The 21,090-nt window shown below is 69.2% G+C and carries 11 protein-coding genes and 2 pseudogenes; 7 read left to right on the forward strand and 6 right to left on the reverse strand.

The features are described from left to right. A pseudogene (locus tag SCNRRL3882_RS00470) lies at positions 1-1,242 on the reverse strand (IS3 family transposase). 517 nt (positions 1,243-1,759) lie between these two features. Here SCNRRL3882_RS00470 and SCNRRL3882_RS42525 point away from each other — a divergent pair. The 6 genes from SCNRRL3882_RS42525 to SCNRRL3882_RS00505 all read left to right on the forward strand — a co-directional run bounded on the left by SCNRRL3882_RS42525 (position 1,760) and on the right by SCNRRL3882_RS00505 (position 14,072). After that, positions 1,760-3,724 carry a type III restriction protein res subunit gene (locus SCNRRL3882_RS42525; RefSeq protein WP_010042600.1) on the forward strand — a complete coding sequence of 655 codons (1,965 nt, stop codon included), beginning with the start codon at positions 1,760-1,762 and terminating at the stop codon, positions 3,722-3,724. Continuing rightward, on the forward strand, positions 3,721-4,854 hold the full coding sequence (locus tag SCNRRL3882_RS00480) for a caspase family protein (RefSeq protein WP_158688427.1): 1,134 nt from the start codon (positions 3,721-3,723) through the stop codon (positions 4,852-4,854). Before SCNRRL3882_RS42525 ends, SCNRRL3882_RS00480 begins: the two co-directional genes overlap by 4 nt. Beyond that, the gene (locus SCNRRL3882_RS00485) at positions 4,851-6,809 is read left to right on the forward strand and encodes a hypothetical protein (protein ID WP_010042598.1); all 1,959 of its coding nucleotides are present in this window, start codon (positions 4,851-4,853) and stop codon (positions 6,807-6,809) included. The genes SCNRRL3882_RS00480 and SCNRRL3882_RS00485 overlap by 4 nt, the downstream gene beginning before the upstream one ends. Before the next feature lie 6 nt (positions 6,810-6,815). Then, a complete protein-coding gene (locus SCNRRL3882_RS00490) occupies positions 6,816-9,686 on the forward strand; it encodes a WD40 repeat domain-containing protein (RefSeq protein ID WP_010042596.1) in 2,871 nt (956 codons plus the stop codon). Continuing rightward, on the forward strand, positions 9,683-12,994 hold the full coding sequence (locus SCNRRL3882_RS00495) for a WD40 repeat domain-containing protein (RefSeq protein ID WP_010042594.1): 3,312 nt from the start codon (positions 9,683-9,685) through the stop codon (positions 12,992-12,994). Before SCNRRL3882_RS00490 ends, SCNRRL3882_RS00495 begins: the two co-directional genes overlap by 4 nt. 268 nt (positions 12,995-13,262) lie before the next feature. Beyond that, positions 13,263-14,072, forward strand: coding sequence for an IS5 family transposase (locus tag SCNRRL3882_RS00505; RefSeq protein ID WP_086012503.1), 810 nt, complete (start codon positions 13,263-13,265; stop codon positions 14,070-14,072). Here the strand turns inward: SCNRRL3882_RS00505 and SCNRRL3882_RS41465 are convergent. The 3 genes and pseudogenes from SCNRRL3882_RS41465 to SCNRRL3882_RS00520 all read right to left on the reverse strand — a co-directional run bounded on the left by SCNRRL3882_RS41465 (position 14,011) and on the right by SCNRRL3882_RS00520 (position 17,985). After that, positions 14,011-14,514, reverse strand: a complete 504-nt coding sequence (locus tag SCNRRL3882_RS41465; protein WP_050810232.1) for a hypothetical protein — start codon at positions 14,512-14,514, stop codon at positions 14,011-14,013. The two genes, SCNRRL3882_RS00505 and SCNRRL3882_RS41465, sit on opposite strands and share 62 nt — an antisense overlap. Before the next feature lie 169 nt (positions 14,515-14,683). After that, positions 14,684-17,731: pseudogene (locus SCNRRL3882_RS00515) on the reverse strand (hypothetical protein); the annotation flags it as partial. Then, positions 17,728-17,985 (reverse strand): hypothetical protein, encoded by a 258-nt coding sequence (locus SCNRRL3882_RS00520; protein WP_197709801.1) that lies wholly within the window; start codon positions 17,983-17,985, stop codon positions 17,728-17,730. The gene SCNRRL3882_RS00520 and the pseudogene SCNRRL3882_RS00515, both read right to left, overlap by 4 nt. A 71-nt stretch (positions 17,986-18,056) precedes the next feature. Between SCNRRL3882_RS00520 and SCNRRL3882_RS00525 the strand changes: the two genes are divergently transcribed. Then, a complete protein-coding gene (locus SCNRRL3882_RS00525; protein ID WP_050810232.1) occupies positions 18,057-18,560 on the forward strand; it encodes a hypothetical protein in 504 nt (167 codons plus the stop codon). Here SCNRRL3882_RS00525 and SCNRRL3882_RS00530 read toward each other — a convergent pair. Both SCNRRL3882_RS00530 and SCNRRL3882_RS00540 read right to left on the reverse strand, forming a co-directional pair. Further along, entirely contained in the window at positions 18,499-19,308 is an 810-nt protein-coding gene (locus tag SCNRRL3882_RS00530; RefSeq protein WP_086012503.1) for an IS5 family transposase, read from the reverse strand. The two genes, SCNRRL3882_RS00525 and SCNRRL3882_RS00530, sit on opposite strands and share 62 nt — an antisense overlap. Positions 19,309-19,819: 511 nt before the next feature. Continuing rightward, positions 19,820-21,001 carry a cytochrome P450 gene (locus SCNRRL3882_RS00540; protein ID WP_010039249.1) on the reverse strand — a complete coding sequence of 394 codons (1,182 nt, stop codon included), beginning with the start codon at positions 20,999-21,001 and terminating at the stop codon, positions 19,820-19,822. Between the last annotated feature and the right edge of the window lie 89 nt (positions 21,002-21,090).

The raw sequence follows: 21,090 nt of genomic DNA on the forward strand, positions 1-21,090 counted from the left end.
CTATGCGTTGACTCCAGCCGCCGGTTGGGGCTGGTGTTGAGCGTAGTAGTTGGTCTCGTGCTCGTGGGGCGGGATGTTGCCGATCGCGGTGTGAAGGCGCTGGTTGTTGAACCAGTCGGTCCATTCCGCGGTGGCCAGTTCAACGTCCGCCAGGCCGGCCAGGGCTTGCTGGCCTTGATCAACTCCGTCTTGTAGAGGCCGATCTGGGATTCCATGAGCGCGTTGTCCAGGGCGTCGCCGACGGTGCCGATCGAGGCGTCGATGCCGGCGTCGAGAAGGTGCGCGGTGAACGCGAAAGATGTGTACTGACTGCCGCGTCGGAATGGTGAATCAGTCCCGGCCCAGCGGGAGTTCCAGCCCGATTGCGCCGCCATAGGGCCATGTCTAGGGCGTCGAGGACGAGCTTGGCCCGTTTGCTGGTGGCGGCGGACCAGCCCACGATCGCCCGCGAGAACACGTCCACGACGAACGCCACGTAGACGACCCCGGACCAGGTGGCGACATAGGTGAAGTCAGCCACCCACCGCTCGTTCGGACTGGGCGCGGTGAAGTCGCGCCTGAGCAGGTCCGCGGCCCGCTCCTGGCCGTCGTCGCGGATGGTGGTGCGGATCTTCTTCCCGCGTCGGGCGCCCTCCAGGCCGAGGTCGCGCATCAGCCGGGCGACGGTGCAGCGTGCCGCCGGTATGCCTTCGCGGTGCAGTTGCCGCCACACCTTCCGGACCCCGTAGACGCTGAAGTTGTCCGTGTGGACGCGGCTGATGTGCGTCTTGAGTTCCGCGTCGCGGACCGCCCGGGTGCTGGGGGTGCGGTTCTTCGCCGCGTAGTAGGTGCTCGTTGCGATCTTGAGTCCGTGGCTGGTCAGGACACGGCAGATCGGCTCGACTCCGAACACCTGGCGGTGTGCGTCGATGAACGCTACGAGCGTTTCGACGGCCGGTCGAGCTCGGCCGCGAAGAAAGCCGACGCCGCCTTCAGGATCTCGTTGGCCCGTCGCAGCTCGGCGTTCCAGGCCCGCAGCCGCTTGATCTCCGCAGCGTCCTCGGACGTGACGCCGGGCCGCTGGACGGCGTCGACTTCGGCCTTGCGGACCCAGGTCCGCACCGTCTCAGCCGCACCGATCCCCAGCTTGGCTGCGACTGCCTTCATCGCGGCCCACTCGGTTGGGTAGTTGGGACGGATCTCCGCGACCATGCGCACCGCGCGCTCACGAAGCTCGGCAGGGTAGGGGGACGGACGCGCCATGACTCGATCCTCTCAGGGAATCGAGCCTCCATCAGACCCGGAGCGGTTCATACGCACTGCGGGATGTCCGTGAACGTAGTGCAGGTGAACGAGCAGGATCGCCCGGGAGTTCACTGACTGGCCGCTTGGGCCTCGCTGACGTCATGCCCCACAGACTAGGAGCGGGCACTGACAACCCACCGGGAAACAGTATGAACAAGACCGCGAAAAAAGACCTCAGTTGGACTGAGCACCACCGCAGTTCGCCTGATCATGGACCGAGCCGCATCGTCGGTGCAGCGCAGACACCAGCCACCTGAGCCACGCAGCGAAAAACAAGTCCTACGACGATCACCACATTCCGAAACGATCAACAAACCTGCACTTCAGAGCCCTGCCAGCCTCCAGACCTCCCAGGGAAACCCCAGCCCAGATCCACACGACATGACGGCAAGAAATCCTGAACGATCACTAGATCCACAGGTCAGAGCATCACCAGTCCAGTGATCCACAGCGGATTTGTCACACGACCAACCCCGTGCAGCTGGCCCTGTGGCACGGGCAGGGCCCGGTGACCATCTACGCGACGTACGCCAGTCTCGGTGTCCTCGCGGAGGCCTTCGAGGGCGCCTACGGGCAGCAACTGGCCCCGATGGACCTGGTGTGTGTCGACGAGGCCCACAGGACAAGCGGGTCTATGGGCAAAGCCTGGGCGGCCGTGCACGACCAGGAGGTCATCCCTGCCGCCCGCCGGCTGTACCTGACGGCCACACCGCGGATCTGGGAGGAACGGCCCAACCGGGAAGTCGCCGAGGGAGTGCGCGACCCGCTGCCGCGGGAGATGGCGGCTTCCATGGACCACGAGGAGATCTTCGGGCCCGTCCTGTACAAGCTCAGCTTGGCGTCTGCCGTCTCGCGCGGGTTGCTGGCGCGGTACCAGATCATCGTGCTGGAGCTCCAGGACCCGGTCGTCACCCCGGAGCGGCTGAAGGGCGAGGACGGGCGCAGCGAGGAGGTGCGCGGGCAGCGCCTGGGGGCGCTCCAGGCCGCTCTGTTGCACACGATGGCGCAGCACGGGCTCAGCACGTGCATCGCCGCACTGCTCCACCCCGTTCAACCCGGCGCGCTGCACACACGGCTACAACGCCTTCTGCATGACGTCGGCTTCGCCGGAATCGCGTCATCATTACGACTATCGCGAAAACTCATCACATGGCGAGGCTGCATCTGTACGGTGTCCTTCTCCGGGTCGCAAGTGCTCGGATGGGGGTCGAGGGGGACACGGATGCCGTTGGTTTTTGTCCATGGGGTGGCCAATCGCATCGACGGCCCACATGTGGAGGAAACAAGGGTCCGGAAGGCTCTGTTCGAGCAGTATGTGACGGCGGGATGGTCGCGCGCGGACGGTGGACCGGCCGAAATTCTCCAGCCGTATTGGGGCGGTGATGGCGCCTCCCTGGCCTGGGGCGGAGCGAGCGTCCCAAACAGCGCACGGGTCGCCGAACGCTTCGGGGAAGGTGTAGGCGACGGCCCGCTGTCGGACCTCGTCGCCCAGGTCGTACCCGACGACGCCCGGATTCGCGAACGGCTCGTCACCACAGCGCGGACGTCGATGGGTGACGCACTGGATCTGCTGTGGACCGCCGCGCTCCTCGCGTCACCGGATAGTGCGAAGGAGTTGGCGGCCGCCTCGGCGTTGACACCGTCCGTGGTCGAGGCGGCCCCGACCTGGCTGGCAGAGGTCGACGACGACGAGGAGTTCACCGTCCGGCTGTGCCAGGCCCTGGAGGACATCGAGCGCGGACAGGAAGCGGGCCCCGGCCGGGAGAGCTTCGGTGCGGGGCGGGTCCGCGCCGCGCTGCAGGAGGGCGTCGTACGGATCCGGGAGACGCTGGCGGACCGTACGACGTCGCCGGTCGCCGACCGGCTGCGAGCCGAACTCGCTCCGCGCATTACCGAGTTCCTCGGCGACGTCCTGACCTACTACCGTCGGCGGCCGGCCACCGGAGCGGGCGCCGGCATCGGCGGGAAGATCGCGGATGTCCTGCGGGAGGCGAACGCCCAGCGCGGTCCGCGTGATCCCTTCGTGCTGGTCGCCCACAGCATGGGCGGCAACATCGTCTACGACCTGCTTTCCGGACCGCTGGCCGCCGAGGACTTCACCGTCGATCTCCTGGTGACCGCCGGGTCGCAGGTCGCCTTCTTCGAAGAATTGAGCCTGTTCTCGCCGCACCCGCCGGACATCCCCGGCACGGCGGGCCTCAAGCTGCCGAGGCCGCCCGCAGTGCGCCGGTGGCTGAACGTCTACGACATGAACGACCTGCTGTCGTTCCGGGCCGAACCCGTCTTCGAGGGTGTGGAGGACCACAGTTTCCGGTCCGGTCGGCTGCGCGCCCACAGTGCCTATTTCCTCGCGCCGAGTTTCTACGCCCGCCTCGGCGAGCGGCTGGGGCCGTTGCGGTCCGGGCCGCATGCCCTCGCCGCCGAGGACGGGTGGCGGTGACCTATCTCGTTGACACCGCCGTCCAGGACGGACCTCAGGTACACGCGCTGGTCATCGGGGTGGGCGGCTACCGGCACCTGCGCGGCGGCTCCGATCCTGTCCGGCACGACACCATCGTCACCCGCCAACTCACCTCCCCTCCCCTGTCCGCGCTGGCCTTCGCCCGCTGGGTCAGGGATGAACTGCGCCACCCCGTGGCGGGACTCGGCAGTGTCGACGTGCTCCTGTCCCCGGGCGAGGCACCGGAGCCCGATGGGCGGTTACGTGAGGTCGAGGTGCCCTCGGCGGATGCGGTGCAGCGAGCCGTAGACCGGTGGGTGAGCCGCTGCGACAGCCACCCGTCCAACGTCGCCCTCTTCTACTTCAGCGGCCACGGCCTGGACAACGGCAGCCCGTTGCTGCTGCTGGAGGACTTCGCGCGCAGCAGGAACCGGATCCTAGACGCCGCCGTCAACCTGGAAAGCTTCGTCCAGGGGATGCGAGCCTGTGGCGCGGGATACCAGTACTACTTCCTCGACTCCTGCCGGGAACGCACTGCCCGGCTGTCCAGCCTCCGGGACACGCACACACTGCCGCTGCTGGACATCCGGGAGGGTCCCGAGCATCGCAGGGATCTCGCAGTGCTGCCGGCGACACTGTCCGGCGGCACCGCGCACGCGGACCAGCACCGAGTGAGCGACTACACCCGTGCTCTCCTCGACGCGTTGGCGGGACGCGCCGCCTCCACGCGCGACGGCCGGTGGCGCGTGACCAGCCTGGACCTCTACGAGGCCGTGTACACACTGACCCGTACCGCCCCGCCGGTTCAGGTGCCGGGGATGAGCGTGCACGGGGACTTGGTCCTGCATGTCCTCGACGGCCCTCCGGATGTGCCTCTAGGCGTACGGTGCGACCCCGACGCCGCCGCCCGTCTGGCCGATGTCTCCCTGTCGGGCCTCGGGGGCGCCGAGGACAAGCGGCCGGTCCTCGAACTGCACGACACGGTGTGGAGGACCGTCGCGCCGGCCGGTGTGTACGCGGTGGGCATGGACTTTCCCGACGGCCACTACACCGCCCCGTCCCCGGCAGGGGTTCATGCCTTCCTGCCGCCGGACCTGGAGTTCACCGTCGCCGTGGAGCGTGTCCGATGACCCTGACGCGTGTGATGGTCGCTCTCTCACCGGGTATCCCCGTGGCTGCGGAGATCCTGGACACGGAATCGGGGAACGTGCGCAGTGCGGTTGTGGTGTCCGGCCGGCCGTTCGAGACCGAACTCCCGCCGGGCACCTACGTCGTACGGCTGGCGCCTCCGGGTCTCGAGCGCGTGAGCGCCACGGTGGTGGTGCCTCCCGAAGGCCCAGCGGCACTGACGGTGGACTTCGTCCTCGACGATCCTCACCCCTCACCGGGCAGCGGCCAGGCCGTGCCGACCGACCGGCCCGTGAATCCCTCCCCTCTGAAGCGGCTCCTGCTGCCCGGGACCAGGCGCAAGGCGGCACTCCCGCCCGACGAGGCGCTGCACACAGCCCGGGAGCTGCGGGGCACCGGTCTGTTCGTCTGTGACACGGACGGCACCCTGCTGAGACCGATCGAGGTAGCGGACGAGTACGTGGTCAGCCGTCCGGCATCCGGCGAAGGCCGCTCGACGTACCTCTGCGTGACACAGGGCCAGGACCACCTGGCACGGTTCGTGTCTCTGCCAGCGAACTGCGTCGGGCGGATCCGTAGCCCGGCACAGCCCGACGGCGGTGAGGGAGACGTGACGGTGCGGCCGGCGGACCCCGACGCCCGCGCCCTGCTCGACTACCGCGCCCAGGGCCGCCTGGGCGCCGCCGCTGCCATCACCGATCACGTTGTACGCAGCATCGGCGCCCGGATCGAAGCCGGCCGGGGCGACCCGGCCGCGGGCTGCGCCGTCGCCTACCACCTGATGGACCATCCGGATCGTGACCGCGCACGCCAGTGGGTGCGGCTGATGGCCGACGCCTTCCCCTCCTCCGACGACGTGTCGCTGTTGGCGGACTGGTTCCTTCTGGAGAAGGACGGGCCCGTGCCCCGAGATGCCAGAGAGCGGTTGATCACGGCTGCGGAGGCCGGAGAAGACCTTCCCGTCTATCTCGCGGGGTTGCGGCTGCTGCGGACCGCGCTGGAGCGACTGAGCCGTTCGGACCGTGCGAGCGGCCAGTGGGATCCCCGGCTCACCTCGGCGACACACACCGTGAACACGTATCTCCTCGCCGCCGATCCCGCGAACCCGTTCGTCTCCTACACCGGCACAGGTCTCCACACACCGCTGGTGGCGGAGGACGCGCCGGCCGTCCGTTCCGCTACGAGTGTCGCGTCGGACGACGCGGATTCCGCAGGGGTGTTGGCCAAGGCGCTGGACCTGCTCGGCACGGTCACCGCGGGGCTTACACGGACGATCTCTCTCCCGCTGCTCACTCTGACCTGGAGCGACCGGCCCGACGGCGGCGGACAGATGCTGTCGGTCGACAGCCACGGCCGGGCGAAGGCGTTGGCCGGCATGGGGGTGGTCCTCGTGGGGGCGGAGGGTTGGCGGATGGAAGTGGCCAGGTTGTCCGATGCGGGGACGGCTACGTTCAGTCTTACCGGCTCCGCCACCGCGAAACTGGTCACCCCGGAGCCGGCGGAGCCGGAGGACGCCGTCGTGCTTCCGCCCCCGGTGTTGCAGCACGCGGCGGCCTCTGGTCCCGAACAGGACCACCGCGTCGTGACCCCACAGCTCGAATTCCTGCTGGAGCCGGTACGTGGCGCGGACCGCTGGCGGTTGACGGCGCGCTCTCGCGTGCCCGAATCCTCGGCCGGTTGGGTGCTGGTGGGGCAGCGCTCGGCAGCCGACCGGCCGTACAAGACGTTCGCCCTGCCGCTGGCGGGCGAGGACGCCGAACTCGGCGCGGAGCCGACCGTCCTGCTGGGAAAGGCGTCCGCGCCGCTCGACTGGTACATGGTGCCCGAGCCGGTCGACGAGCTGCCGGCGGCGGGACGTAAGGCGATCCTGCGGCGCTCACTCGCGCGGGCAGCGGACTCGTGGACGCGCGAAGCCATCCAAAAGGTGCTGACCGCGCCGACAGCGGAGGAAGGATGACCGCCCATGGGCTCCTCGCGTCTACGACGCCTCCTGTGGACCCTGCTTCGATCCGGGCGCGCATGGCTTCCCGTTCTCCCGCGGAAGTGGCGTCGCGGCGCGCGCATCACGCTCGCCGTCGGTGAGTCCTCCGCCCTGCTGACCCTGGTCATGCGATACGAGCGCGGGCCCCGTAAGGCCGAGGGCCCGGCAGTACTGGAGCGCCTCGATCCGCAGCCTCCCACCGACGCCGCCTTCGACGAGGCAGTGGCCACGGCGCTGCGATGGGCCGAGGGCCAGGCGGGCTTTCCCACCCGGGGCCGGATCACCTGGACAGTGCGAACGGTCGACGGATCGCAGGTGACGACGCCGATCGGCGGAGCCTCGGCCGGAGGGGCCTTCGCGGTCGCACTGGCGTTCCTGTTCGGCCTGACCCCGCTGGCCCGCAGGCGCCCCTGGGATCGGCGCGCGGTGCTCAGCGCCGAGGTCGACGCTTTCGGACTACTCGGCCCGGTTACCCATATCGATCAGAAAGCCGCGCTCGTGGCCGACATCGACCATGGCAGGCTGCTCGTGGCGGGCGCAGCCCATGAACGGGCGCTGGCCGCGCAGTCGAGCGGGCGACCCGAAGCGGTGGCCGTCACCAGCGTGGCCGACGCGGTACGAGCCGGTCTGCTGCGGCGGTCCCTCGCGCTACCGGTGGCCTTCGTCGCACTCGTGGCGGCGACGGCGACGGGGGTGTGGGCCGCCGCGAACGCTGCCGATCGCGCCGATGCCCGCACCCAGGCACAGGTGGAGAGCCTGAGCGCACATGCCCGGGCCTACCACGGCGCGGCCCCGGACCGCTCCGCGAGTGCAGCCCTACAGGCCCATCTCCTGGACCCCACCTCCCCCGTGGCCACCGCCGCGATGCTGTCGGCGGCCTACGGCGACCTGCGGCTGTCCGGTGTCATCGACGCCGGACACCAGGTGGGGGCCATGCGGTACAGCCCCGACGGCCGTCTGCTGGCGGTGGCGACGGGCGGCAAGGTCACGGTGTACGAGTCCGACGGACAAAGAGTGCGGGCCCGCACCGGCGCACGAGCGGGCACGGTGACCGAGGTGCTTTTCAGCGCCGACGGCCGTGGGCTCATCCTGGGCACCGACCGCGGCGAGGTTCTGTACGGGGTGCTCGGTGAGGGCGACGACATCGGTCTGCGGGTGCTGCGTGACGCCGACGGACCGGTCCTGGCCCTGACCGCGGGCGAGGGCGGGCGGGTGGCATGGGCCACGCGCGCCGGAGTGGAGGCCGTCGCCCGGCCCGGCTCGCCGTCCCCGGTACAGGTACGGCCGACCGACCCCTTGGTCACCTCCCTGGCGTTCCTGCCCGACGGACGTCTCGCGGTGGGACGGCTGACGGACGGCAACGACCCCGCCCTTCAGGTCTACCCGGCCGACCGGGCGAACGCCTCGCCCAAGACACTCCTGACCGCCACCAAGGCGATGAGGCTGCTACGGAAGAACGTCTCCACCATGGCCGTCACCGACGGCGGACGCTCACTGGTGGTCGGCGGGTCCCGGATCGATCTGCAGGTCTATGACACCCGAACCCTGCGGCTGAAGAAGACCGTGAGTCTCGACGGATACGTCTACGCCCTCTCGGCGAGCGCCGACGGACGCACGGTCCTGGCCGCGACACGCGAATGGCCCGCGTACCGCCCCCCCATCGACACCACATCCGCCAGCCCGACGGTCACCGCGCTGGACATGTCCGACGGCGGCCGTGCCCTGGGAGTCGCCTACAGCGAGGCCACCGAGTCGCTCACCGCGGTCCTGGCCGTCCACCCCATCACCGGCGCACCGGTTGTGGCCTCGGCCCCGCTCTCCGGCCGCAGCCGGGTGTTCCTGTACGCCCCGCCACTGCGCACGGACGCACAGGAACAGGTCGGAGCCGTCGTCGGCGATCCGCACTCCCCCGGCAGCGTCCTCGTGCTCCGCGCTGACGGCCGGCTGATCCGGTATCGGGCCCGTGACGGGCGTACGACGGTGCTGCGCAAGGCCGGTTCGCAGGCCACAATGGCCCTGGCGGTGGACGGGAGGGGGCGGACCCTCGCCGTGGGCGACGCCTCCGGCCGTATCACCCTCTACGACTACCCCGCGATGAGACCGAAGGGACGACCGCTGCACCATGCGGACAGCCCGGTGTTCCGCCTGGCTTTCTCCCCCGACGACCAGATCCTGGCCGTCGGCGACTCGGCGGGTGAGGTGCAGCTGTGGAACATGGCGCACCGGACGGTGAAGGTCGCCCCCGAGCCGGAGCGGGACGCGGGCGCGGTGGGCACGTTCGCCTGGCGGCCGGACGGCACCAGGCTGCTAGTGGGGCACCGGCTCGGCTGGGCCGAGGTCCTGGACCCCCGAACCGCACGCCCCACCGTCACCCGGAACTTCGCGGCCGTCGGCACCGACGACGGGCTGGGAGACCTCGCTGCCGCCGTTCCCTACCGGGACGGCTACCTCGCCGGCTTCGGCGACGGACGCATCGCCCGGTACGGCCCGAAGATCGGACTGCGCGAGCAGCTTCCCCAACGGCATAACCAGACCGTCCTGGGCACCGCCCTGGCCCCGGACGAGTCCGCGCTGCTGACCGTGAGCGTCGACTACACCGCGCTGTTGCAGCAACTGCCCGATGGCGCCGAGCTGTTCCGGGCCACCAGCCCGGAGGATCCGGACGACGACCCCTACTACGGCGGGGCTTGGTCGGCGGGCGGCTTCACCTCGGACGGCAAGTGGGTGGTCCTGGGCAGCACCACCGGTCGCCTGACCGCTCTCGCACTCGACGGTGCCGAGCTGGTCCGGCGCCTGTGCGCACTCACCGACGCCCGCACACGGGCTGATGAGGTTTCGGAGGCGTGCCGATGAGCCGACGCCCGGACGACTTCCTGGAGTGGGCCGCTCTCCTGGCGGCCTGTGCCATGGGCCGGATCGTGACCGCCCCCAAGCTGTCGGCGGCCGCGATCGCGGACAGGCTGTGCCGGGACGGCCTGTGGCTGCGCGGTTGCGCGGCCGCCGCCCAGTCCGGCGACCGGCTCCTGGACGGTTCTCCGCTCACCGGCCCGCCTGAGGACGGTCCGGTCTCAGCGGCCCTGCGGCTGCTGCGCGACAAGGGATCGACGCGTGACCACCCCATGGCACGGGCGATCTGGCACGCCGCACGGGCAGCCGCACTGGAGCGGGAAGCCATACCCTCCGACCGCGCCCTGGCCGACGCCGGGGCCGAGACAGGGGCGACGGCCGTGTGGTGTGACGCGGCCCGCCAGCCCTACCCTAGCGCCGCCGCCCCCGCCCTCCTCGCCGATGTCAAACGGGCCACCTTCCGCGCGGATCATCCTGAGCTGCCATGGAAGCTGGCCGAGGAGTTGGTGGAACGCTGTCTGCGCGGGCCGCGCCGCCGCCATGAGTCCGTCGCGGCCAAGGTGCTCGCCGACGGCGTCACCCCCGAGGGGGTGGCCGTCCTTACCGTGGACCTGGTCCAGGACGCGGCCGAGGAGGTCCTGCCGGACACGGACACCATGCTGTTCACCACCGGCCTGGAGACCCTGGAGACCTCTCTGGCCGCGGCGTTCTCCTGGGCCCGGGCCCAGGAACACTTCCCCCGCGGCCACGGCATGCGCTGGCGGCTCGGCGGCCCGCACAGTGTCGCGGCCAACATCCCCGCCGGAACCGAGGTCGGTGCGGCCGCCGCGGTGGCCTTGGCCCGCGCCCTCCACCGTCGCCGCGGCGGTCTGTTCACCCGTGCGGGCGAACACCCCCGCGACGCGGACCCGCGCGTCGTCGTGCACGCTGGCATCCAACCCCCCGCTCGCCTGCACGCCGTGCCCGCCCAGCCGGACGCCGTCCACGACGCGCTTGCCGCCGGTCACGTACTGCTGTTCGCGCCGGGTGAGCAGGACACCCGCCCGGTGACCGCCATTCCGCGCGACCGTGTACGCGAAGCCCGGGACGTGCCACAGGCGTTGCGCCGCTCTCGCCGGTTGCCCCGGCGGTTCGTCGCCACTGCCTGCGCCTTCACCGTCATCGCCACGATGTTCGGCCTCTGGTACGGCGACGAGAGCAGGAAGCGCGCCGACCGCGATCGCATCGCCACGAAGGCCGAGGAACTCGCCGACCGGGCACTGCAACGGGAGACCCGTACGCCGGACCAGGCCCTCGTGGACGCGCTGACCGCTCGTGCCCTCGCCCCCAACTCGCCGGGGAGTCGTGACGCCCTACTGTCCGCGGTCAACCGTGAGACCTCCATCAGCAAGGTCATCCGTACCAAGGCCACCGGACTGCACAGCCTGGCCCTCAGCCACGACGGCCGCTACGCCGCCGGGATCGACGCGCAGCGGCGACTGCGGGTGTGGGACGCCCGCAGCGCCTCACCGGTGACCGTGCCTGTGGAACTCCGGAAGGTGAACACGATCGGATTCCCGCAGACCGACGGCGCCCTCGCGGTGGCCACCGAACGGGGAGTCGCACGATGGGATCCGGCCGGAGAGGGCGCTCCGCAGTGGTCCACCAGGACCCCGGCGAGCGCGGTCGCCTACAGTGCCGACGGATCCCGCCTGGCCATCGGCGGCCGCGACGGCACGGTGGAGGTCCAGGAAACCGGCTCCACGGCGGCCGGCCGCCGTACCCTTCTCGCCGATGACGGCCGCCCGACAACACTTGCGTTCACGCCCTCGGGCTCCACGTTGGCCATCGGTACGGCGACCGCGGTACGCATGTGGGACTGGCGGACCACAGCCCGCCCGAAGCACGCTGCCACGAACCTCCCCGCCCCCGCACGGAACCTCCTGTACGCGGCAGCCTGCAAGTGCTTCTACGCACTGTCCGGCGGCCGGCTCCTGACCCTGGCGCCGGACACGGCCAAGGTCGAACACATGCCCGTCAATGTGCCGTACCTGGCCATGCTCGGCTACAGCTCTGCCCGTTCCTCCCTCTATCTCGCGGCCGCCAACACGATCGCCGCCTACTCCGCCGATCCGCAGGACCTGGGCTCGGACTCCGGTGAAGACACCATCGATGAACGCGCCTCCGCCTCGGACTACTTCGCGTCCTCCAACAGCGGACGTTCCCAGCTAGCGGTGAGCGGCGACGGAGAGCACCTGGTGACGCCCTCCAGCAGCGGCGCCCTGGTGTTCTACAGCCTTGCCGCTCCGGACAGGCGGTACCTCTACGTCTTGGGCGCGCAACTCGTCGAAAGCATCCCCGACAGCTCGTCACTGCTCTATGTCACCGGTGCCTACGGCCACGCCCGCATGGGGGTGTACGACCCCACGAGGCGCAAGGGCAGAAAGCAACTCGTGGACATGGGCCCCGTCTCGGGTAAGCAGCCCTCCGCCTTCAGCCCGCGGCTGCGCATGGCCGCGGTCGCGAGCACCGACGGCCTGGTGCGGCTCCGCCACGTCAAAGCCGCCACATTCTCTTTCGGCTCAGCCATCGAGCTGACCGGACCGGCCGGGCAGAGAGCATCGGTCACTCTGTTCGACGATCCGCACCGGGAGTTCTACGCGGCCTGGGCCCATGAGATCCGCGTCTACTCACTGGCACAGTCCACGTCGCAGCCGCAACGTAGGTACTCGATTACCCTGCCCGACACGGAGCGGGTCGTCGCTGTCAGCGCGGCCCCGGGGCGCAAGCGGCTGTTCGTCGCCACCGACCAGCACCTGTACGCGCTGCCCTACCGCGAGGGCCGGTACGCGTGGGCGCACCGCGTGCTGTTGAGCTCAGGTGTGTTTATGCAGGCGAAGGCACTCAAGGACGGTGGCGTGGTAGCCAGCACCCTTACCGGAGCGCTGGCGGTCTACCGGCCTCACGGCGACTCCTGGACCGAACTCCCGCTCGCCGGAAAGGGAGACAGCATCGGCCTCATACAGCCCTACGGACGCGAGATCGTCGTCACCGTGCCCTCCCACATCGCCGTCTACGACGGCCGAACCGGCGCGCAGGTCGTCGACATGGAGGTGCGACGCTTGCTGCCCACCGCGCTGAACTTCGACGGTTCCGCCGTCCGTATCTTCGAGGACACGTCGTCCGTCACCACCTTCCCGCTAAACGAAGCGGCCGTCCTAAGCCGGGCCTGTGCACTGCTGGGCGAGAGCGCCCCGACTACTGCCGCGGAGGTATGGCCGGACGCACCCGAGTCCGTACGCGGGAGGGCCCTGTGCGGTGCCGATGCTCCCTAACTGGCCGTTCTCTATCCGGTCGTGTGCTCGGTCTGGTTCGAACGGGGTCCTGGATCGGGTGACTTGTTTGCTGGTGGGGCATAGAGGAAGGGCCTCTTGGTAGCTCGCGGTTGTCGAGTCCAGCGAGGAGCAAGAGGCCCTGTTGTCGAAGTGTCGCGTGGTCGTGGTCGCCGGGTCCAGTCCGTCCACTCCTGGGTGTGACTGTCTCGCCCATCGGTTCGGGAACGCGGCCGACCGGCCAGAGCGCCAGCCCCGGTACGGCTCGGACATGAGCGATGCGGAGTGGGCCCTGGTGAGGGATCTGCTGCCGGTGCCGGGATGGCTAGCGGGCCGGGGCGGCAGGCCGGAGGGCTACTGTCACCGGCAGATGATCGACGCGGTGCGCTACCTCGTCGACAACGGCATCAAGTGGCGGGCGATGCCCGCCGACTTCCCGCCCTGGCCGCGGGTCTACGCCTTCTTCGCCCGCTGGCGGGACACGGAGCTGGTGGGCGAGCTGCACGACCGGCTGCGTGAGGTCGTCCGCCTGGCTGAGGGCCGCAAGGAGGAGCCGAGTGCGGCGGTCGTGGACTCGCAGTCGGTGAAGGCAGACGCCACCGTCCCCCACGCCTCGCGGGGATACGACGCCGGGAAGAAGATCAACGGGCGCAAGCGCCACCTGCTCACCGACACCCTCGGACTGCTTCTGGCCGTGGCTGTCACGCCGGCCTCCACGACCGACCGGGACGCTGCCCGCACCCTGCTGCCCGCAGCAAAGCATCGCCTCCGCCGACTGGCCCGGGTCTGGGCCGACGGCGGTTACACCGGCCACCTCACCGACTGGACCACCCAGCACCTCGGAGTCGTCCTCGACATCGTCCGCCGCAGCGACGACGTTCAGGGTTTTCAGGTCCTGCCCCGCCGCTGGGTCGTCGAGAGATCCTTCGCCTGGCTCCTGCGAAGCCGGCGCCTGGTCCGTGACTACGAACGACGCACCGACACCAGCGAGAGCGTCATCCTGTGGTCGATGACCATGCTCATGAGCCGCCGACTGGCCGCCCAGCGCCAGCAGCGTCCTGCCCCGGCGCGGGCAGCATGAACCTGCCCGGCTTCTCCTCGACCAGCCGGCCCCGTTCCACCAGCCGTTTCAGCCGGGCCATGGCCCCTTCGACGCGCGAGGCGGACGCGCTGTCCCAGCCCAGCACCACCGCTGCCCGCCGGGCACCGAGCCCATCGGATCCGGCATCCGAAGCGGCGGCCATCAATGCCTGGTAGTCCACCGACAACACCTCGACTCCGGGTGCCTCCTGCCGGTGGGGAACCGCCCGGCGCGGTCCCACCGGCTTCTTCTGCGACACGACGGCCACGATGGGCGCATCCTCCTCGGCCAGCGCCTCCAAATACTGTTCCAGGCCGATCACCCGGCGCCTGAGCACCTCTTCCGCGTCCGCCAGAGCCGCCCGCAATTGCTCCAGCTCGCCTTCGAGTTCCTCCACCCGCCTCGCCGAGGCCTTCTGCCGCGCTTCCAAGACCGCCCGCATCGACGGCATCCGCCACCTCCATGAAGTCTCGGTCAGCAACGGAACGACACTTCCGCGCCAGCCGCCACTTCATGTCTGACCAGCAGAAACCGCACATGGGGTTCGGAAAGAGAACGACCTCTAAGTTGAAGGAACCCAGAGGCATACGAGAGGCAAGGTTCCACAGACGGACGCTGTTGTCATAGCTGCCGGTGACGGCGATGGGCTGGTTGTCGACGGTGGTACAGGCCGCAGCCAGCACCCAGAGAGTGTGGCCGGTGAGTGGGTCGCCGATCGGTGTGCGAGTGGTGAGGTCCCACAGACGGACGGTTTGGTCGTCGCTGCCGGTGACGGCGACTGGCCGGTTGCCGACGGTGGTACAGGCAACGGCATGCACAGCGCCAGTGTGGCCGGTGAGCGGGTCGCCGATCGGTGTGCGAGTGGTGAGGTCCCACAGACGGACCGTGAAATCAGAGCTGCCGGTGACCGCGACAGGCCGGTTACCGACGGTGGTACAGGTAACGGCCCACACAGCGCCGGTGTGGCCGGTGAGCGGGTCGCCGATCGGTGTGCGAGTGGTGAGGTCCCACAGACGGACCGTGAAATCAGAGCTGCCGGTGACCGCGACAGGCCGGTTACCGACGGTGGTACAGGTAACGGCCCACACAGCGCCGGTGTGGCCGGTGAGCGGGTCGCCGATCGGGGTACCGGTGGTGAGGTCCCACAGACGGACCGTGCTGTCGCGGCTGCTGGTGACCGCGACAGGCCGATTATCGACAGTGGTGCAGGCAACGCCCCCCACCCAGCCGTCGTGGCCGGTGAGCGTGTCGAGCAATGCAGCGGAGAACTTGCTGCCGCTGGCCCATCGGACGGCCCAGTCTTCCCCGGGAATTCGCTCTGTGAGCTGCTGCCGCAGCACCTTTGCTCCGGCCCGGGCGGCATCGAGAGCGAGGAGTTGCCGGCGTGCTGGTAGCTCCGCAGTCTCGTGGAGGTCGATTGACGTGCGGTAGACGGCTGCGGTCAAGCGGGCGATGGTGCTGCGGGCATGGCGTAAATAGGGAGTGAGGCGGCGGGGGACGGCGTGGACGAGGTACTCGGCGTCGTTCAGGATGCTGTCGAGGCAGTCGGCTTCGGTCGCGTGGAAGGCGAGGTTGCTGAGGGTGTAGGGATGGGCGCGTGACCAGTCTCGGGTCGCGTCGGCACGGTACGGCACACGGCTGGTGAGTGTCTTCGTGAAGGCGGCGTGGACGGTATGGGGATCGGTGCCATCGCGGAGGTGTTCGGCCAGGGCTTGGTGGTAGAGCCGGTAGGCCGAGCGGCTGTATCCGGTGGCTTCGACGACGTAGGAGCCGGCGTTGCGGCGGAGCCACAGAAGGTCTTCGTCGGTGTAGATGCGGCCGGACAAGGCAGACGCCAGGGGGGCCCAGATGTCTTCCCAGGGAAGGCCTTGTCCCTGAGCGAAGGCCAGTGGGCGTAGCAGGTCGCTGGCGCGTTGGGCTTCGGTGCCCAGGCGGCGGGTGAGGTCGTCGCGCATGGCGTCGCCGGCGTGACGCGGCAGGCCGGCCCGCCATGCGGGATCGTGGGAGTTGCGGACGATGTCTTCGGCGGCGGCGAGGGTTCCGGCGGTGATGCGGGCGACGAGGAACGAGGTCCCCGCCGCGTCCACGATGGCTTCCGCCACCGGCTTCAGTGTTGTGGGGTCGTCCCGGTAAGGGCTGTCGAACCGTGCTTCGAGGAGGGTGCGTACGGCGTATGCCTGGAGTGCTTCAGGGTCGGCATACTGTGGAGCGTCGAGGTTGACGACTTCCTCGGAGTTCTGCGTGAGGCCCAGCCGGTCGAGCAGGTAGGGCCTGGTGCCGAGCAGCAGACGAATCTTTCCGTTGGAGTGGTCGATCAGCGGCCGTAGGATGCGGCTGCAGAGGGTGTTCGGGGTGGCTGCTTCGTCCAGAGCGTCGAGGAGGACGGTCAGGGGGCGTTGGTGATCGTCGGGGGCGGGGAGCGCTTCGAGTAGCTCGCCGACGGTGTGAGCGCTGACCTTCGCGGCAGCGGCGATTCCGTGCAGGACGTCGTTGTCAGTGAGGTTCTGCGCGTACATGGCCACGTCGACGGCATGGGGGTCCGGCATCAGGTGCTTGCTGAGGCCGAGTGTGTCGATCGGGACGGACTGCCGGCGCTCTGGGTGCGTAAGAGCTGCAATGAGGCCCAGTACAGCGGTCTTGCCCGAGCCAGGGCCAGCGGTTACGACCCGGCAGGTATTCCGGCCGTCGGTGTCGGTGCGGTCTAGCCAGGAACTGAGGTCGGCGAGGGCGCAGTGGCGGCCGCAGAACCACCAGCCTTGTGAAGCGTCGTCGGGGTACCCCATGGCCCGGACCAGGAGACGTCTGGTGAACTCGGTGTCACGGCGCTGTGCGTGTTCGTCGAACTCGGCGGCCTGTTGGACAGCCAGGTCGACATCGGTGAGCCGGTTGCTGTGGCGGGGATTGGCCAGGAACGCGGGCGGCTCCCCGGTCAGTCCGTTCAACGACAGGGTGATGCGCTGGTAGCCGGGGCGGTCGGGGTGGTCGTTCATCTGCTGCACGACGGTTGACAACGACAGCGACTGCGGGCTGTACCCGGCGGTGGCCAGACTGCCGACCGCGTCCCTGAACAGGCGAGGGAAGAGGCCGGTCTGCGCCTGCTGGTGGGGTTGGGCGGAGGAGATGACCACCAGGCCAGAACCGGTGTCCTGCCCCCACTGGGCACTGATTCGGTCCAGGGCGGACGCGGCCATCTCGTTGCCGCCCTGCCCGGAGAAGCAGGTGTCCAGCACCAGGAGCAGACGCCGTACCTTGGTGCCGCGCAGCATTGCGTCGGCGAGATCAGCTGTCCTCAACGCGGTGTATGAGAGGTCCTCGGGATCGGTGTCGGAGGCCAGCAGCACATGATCTCGCCGGTCGTCGAGAACCTCACCGTGGCTGCAGATGTACACCGCGACGAAGTCGTCCTCCCGACGCTCGGGTGAAATGCAGAACATGCGAAGCTGGTCGGACAGCTGTGCTCGGGTGGGGTCCATGCCGAGGGCGCTGTGGTGCTGATAGCCCAGCTTGTCTGTGAAGAGGTCGATCACGCTCTGGCGTGCCTCAGCCAGTCCTGGACGGTTCAACTCCGGGCTCTTAAGGTACCGGGACACGGCGGTGGCGATCAGAAACCGACGAGGCTCGCCCGCCTCGGCCGCTGCTCCGCCGATGTCAGGGATCATGCAAGGCCGTCCGCGATCGCCTGTCCGCAGAGTTCGTCGGTCAAGTAGGCGGTCGCATCATGTGCGTGCGACCCGTTATGGACCAGCCCCGGGCGCACCGACTCACCGAAACACGGGCGCAAGTCCTTGACTAGGGCCACGACGTCCCCGGCGTCGGCGAGGTTGGTCCACACCAGCTCATCGCCGCCCGGCCACACCCCCTGAGAGGTCGTTCTCTTTCCGAACCCCATGTGCGGTTTCTGCTGGTCAGACATGAAGTGGCGGCTGGCGCGGAAGTGTCGTTCCGTTGCTGACCGAGACTTCATGGAGGTGGCGGATGCCGTCGATGCGGGCGGTCTTGGAAGCGCGGCAGAAGGCCTCGGCGAGGCGGGTGGAGGAACTCGAAGGCGAGCTGGAGCAATTGCGGGCGGCTCTGGCGGACGCGGAAGAGGTGCTCAGGCGCCGGGTGATCGGCCTGGAACAGTATTTGGAGGCGCTGGCCGAGGAGGATGCGCCCATCGTGGCCGTCGTGTCGCAGAAGAAGCCGGTGGGACCGCGCCGGGCGGTTCCCCACCGGCAGGAGGCACCCGGAGTCGAGGTGTTGTCGGTGGACTACCAGGCATTGATGGCCGCCGCTTCGGATGCCGGATCCGATGGGCTCGGTGCCCGGCGGGCAGCGGTGGTGCTGGGCTGGGACAGCGCGTCCGCCTCGCGCGTCGAAGGGGCCATGGCCCGGCTGAAACGGCTGGTGGAACGGGGCCGGCTGGTCGAGGAGAAGCCGGGCAGGTTCATGCTGCCCGCGCCGGGGCAGGACGCTGCTGGCGCTGGGCGGCCAGTCGGCGGCTCATGAGCATGGTCATCGACCACAGGATGACGCTCTCGCTGGTGTCGGTGCGTCGTTCGTAGTCACGGACCAGGCGCCGGCTTCGCAGGAGCCAGGCGAAGGATCTCTCGACGACCCAGCGGCGGGGCAGGACCTGAAAACCCTGAACGTCGTCGCTGCGGCGGACGATGTCGAGGACGACTCCGAGGTGCTGGGTGGTCCAGTCGGTGAGGTGGCCGGTGTAACCGCCGTCGGCCCAGACCCGGGCCAGTCGGCGGAGGCGATGCTTTGCTGCGGGCAGCAGGGTGCGGGCAGCGTCCCGGTCGGTCGTGGAGGCCGGCGTGACAGCCACGGCCAGAAGCAGTCCGAGGGTGTCGGTGAGCAGGTGGCGCTTGCGCCCGTTGATCTTCTTCCCGGCGTCGTATCCCCGCGAGGCGTGGGGGACGGTGGCGTCTGCCTTCACCGACTGCGAGTCCACGACCGCCGCACTCGGCTCCTCCTTGCGGCCCTCAGCCAGGCGGACGACCTCACGCAGCCGGTCGTGCAGCTCGCCCACCAGCTCCGTGTCCCGCCAGCGGGCGAAGAAGGCGTAGACCCGCGGCCAGGGCGGGAAGTCGGCGGGCATCGCCCGCCACTTGATGCCGTTGTCGACGAGGTAGCGCACCGCGTCGATCATCTGCCGGTGACAGTAGCCCTCCGGCCTGCCGCCCCGGCCCGCTAGCCATCCCGGCACCGGCAGCAGATCCCTCACCAGGGCCCACTCCGCATCGCTCATGTCCGAGCCGTACCGGGGCTGGCGCTCTGGCCGGTCGGCCGCGTTCCCGAACCGATGGGCGAGACAGTCACACCCAGGAGTGGACGGACTGGACCCGGCGACCACGACCACGCGACACTTCGACAACAGGGCCTCTTGCTCCTCGCTGGACTCGACAACCGCGAGCTACCAAGAGGCCCTTCCTCTATGCCCCACCAGCAAACAAGTCACCCGATCCAGGACCCCGTTCGAACCAGACCGAGCACACGACCGGATAGAGAACGGCCAGTTAGCCGCTGTAAGCGATCACTCGGGTCGGAAATGTCGATGAGAAGTGACAACACCGGAGGCCCCAACTGATCCATGCCGGGCGCCTGGGTGAGTTTGATCCAGACGACAGTGGTCCGATGCGGGCGGTGCGTGAAGGGCCGGATGGCGGTGGGGAGCCGGCAGTGAAGGGGCGTTGCTCAAACTCACAGACGTCGCGCTGCAAGTCGCCGAGCACACGTCGTTCTTCTCGACCTTGATCTGCCTACCAGGTGACCGGAAGTTCATGCACGCCGTAGACCGTCATGGCCGACCGCAGTGGCACTTGCTCGGGCGCGACAGTGAGACGTAGTGCCGGGAAGCGGCGAAGCAGTGCGGGGAGGGCGATGCGCATTTCGGCGCGGGCCAGTCGCTGCCCGAGGCACCGGTGGAGGCCGTGACCGAACGCGAGGTGTCCGGCCGTGGAGCGGGTGAGGTCAAGCGCGTCCGGGTCGGCGAAATGATCAGCGTCCCGGTTCGCCGCGGAAAGTGCGACGGTGACGGATTCACCGGCCTTGATCAGGCAGCCGTGCAGCTCGATGTCCTCGAGCGCGACGCGGACCACGTGATGGATGACAGTGAGGTAGCGCAGCAGCTCCTCGACCACTGCTGGGGCGTCTTCCTCCTTGCCGCGGACCTCGGCTAACTGTGCGGGGTTGGCCAGCAGAGCGAAAGTGCCCAGCGCAAGCATGTTCGCCGTCGTCTCGTGCCCGGCCATCAGGAGCAGGAGCGCCAGTCCGGCCCTCTCGTCCGCAGTAAGTCCCTCGTGCGCAGCGAGCCCGCTGAGCACGTCTTCCTCTGGCCAGGAACACTTGTGGCGCAGCAGGTCCCGTAGATATGCCATGAGCTCCCTGACCGCCTCTTGCCGGCGTTCCGGTGTGAGGTCGATGTTCAAGAGCGTGGCGGCGTTCCGCTGGAACCCCTGCCTGTCGGAGTAGGGCACCCCGAGCAGTTCGCCGATCACTTGTGACGGGATCGGCAGCGCGAATGCCTTGAACAGGTCGGCCGGGCCCCCGGCGAGCTCCATCGCGTTCAACTGGTCATTGACGATCGCTTCGATCTCCGGTTCGAGGAGCTTCATCCGGCGCACCGTGAAGTCACCGGTGAGCAACCGCCGATAGCGGTCGTGCTCGGGCGGGTCCATGCGGAGGAAGAATCCCGGCGGCACGGGCGCCGTTGCCGGCTGGCCAATCGGTGAGCGCATGTGGTCCGGGCGGACGCTGAATCGGGGATCTGCCAAGACCGCCCGCGCTGCGGCGAAGCCGGTCACCAACCACCCCTGACCACCGTCGACGTAGGTCATCCGATGGATGGGGCCGAGCCCCTGCCGGCGGCGCAGTTCCTCGGGCGGATCGAACGGGTTCTGGCGGGCCGTGGGCATGACCATTGCCGGGGACGTGCTCTCCATCGGCCGCTCCTCGGTCGGTACGGACCTCCCGATAAAACATCACTCAATGCAAAACGTCAATGAATGCAAAATTACATCGCATGCGGTAA

Origin of the sequence: Streptomyces chartreusis NRRL 3882, from assembly GCF_900236475.1 — a bacterium.
In the GTDB taxonomy this organism is placed as follows: Bacteria; Actinomycetota; Actinomycetes; order Streptomycetales; family Streptomycetaceae; genus Streptomyces; species Streptomyces chartreusis_D.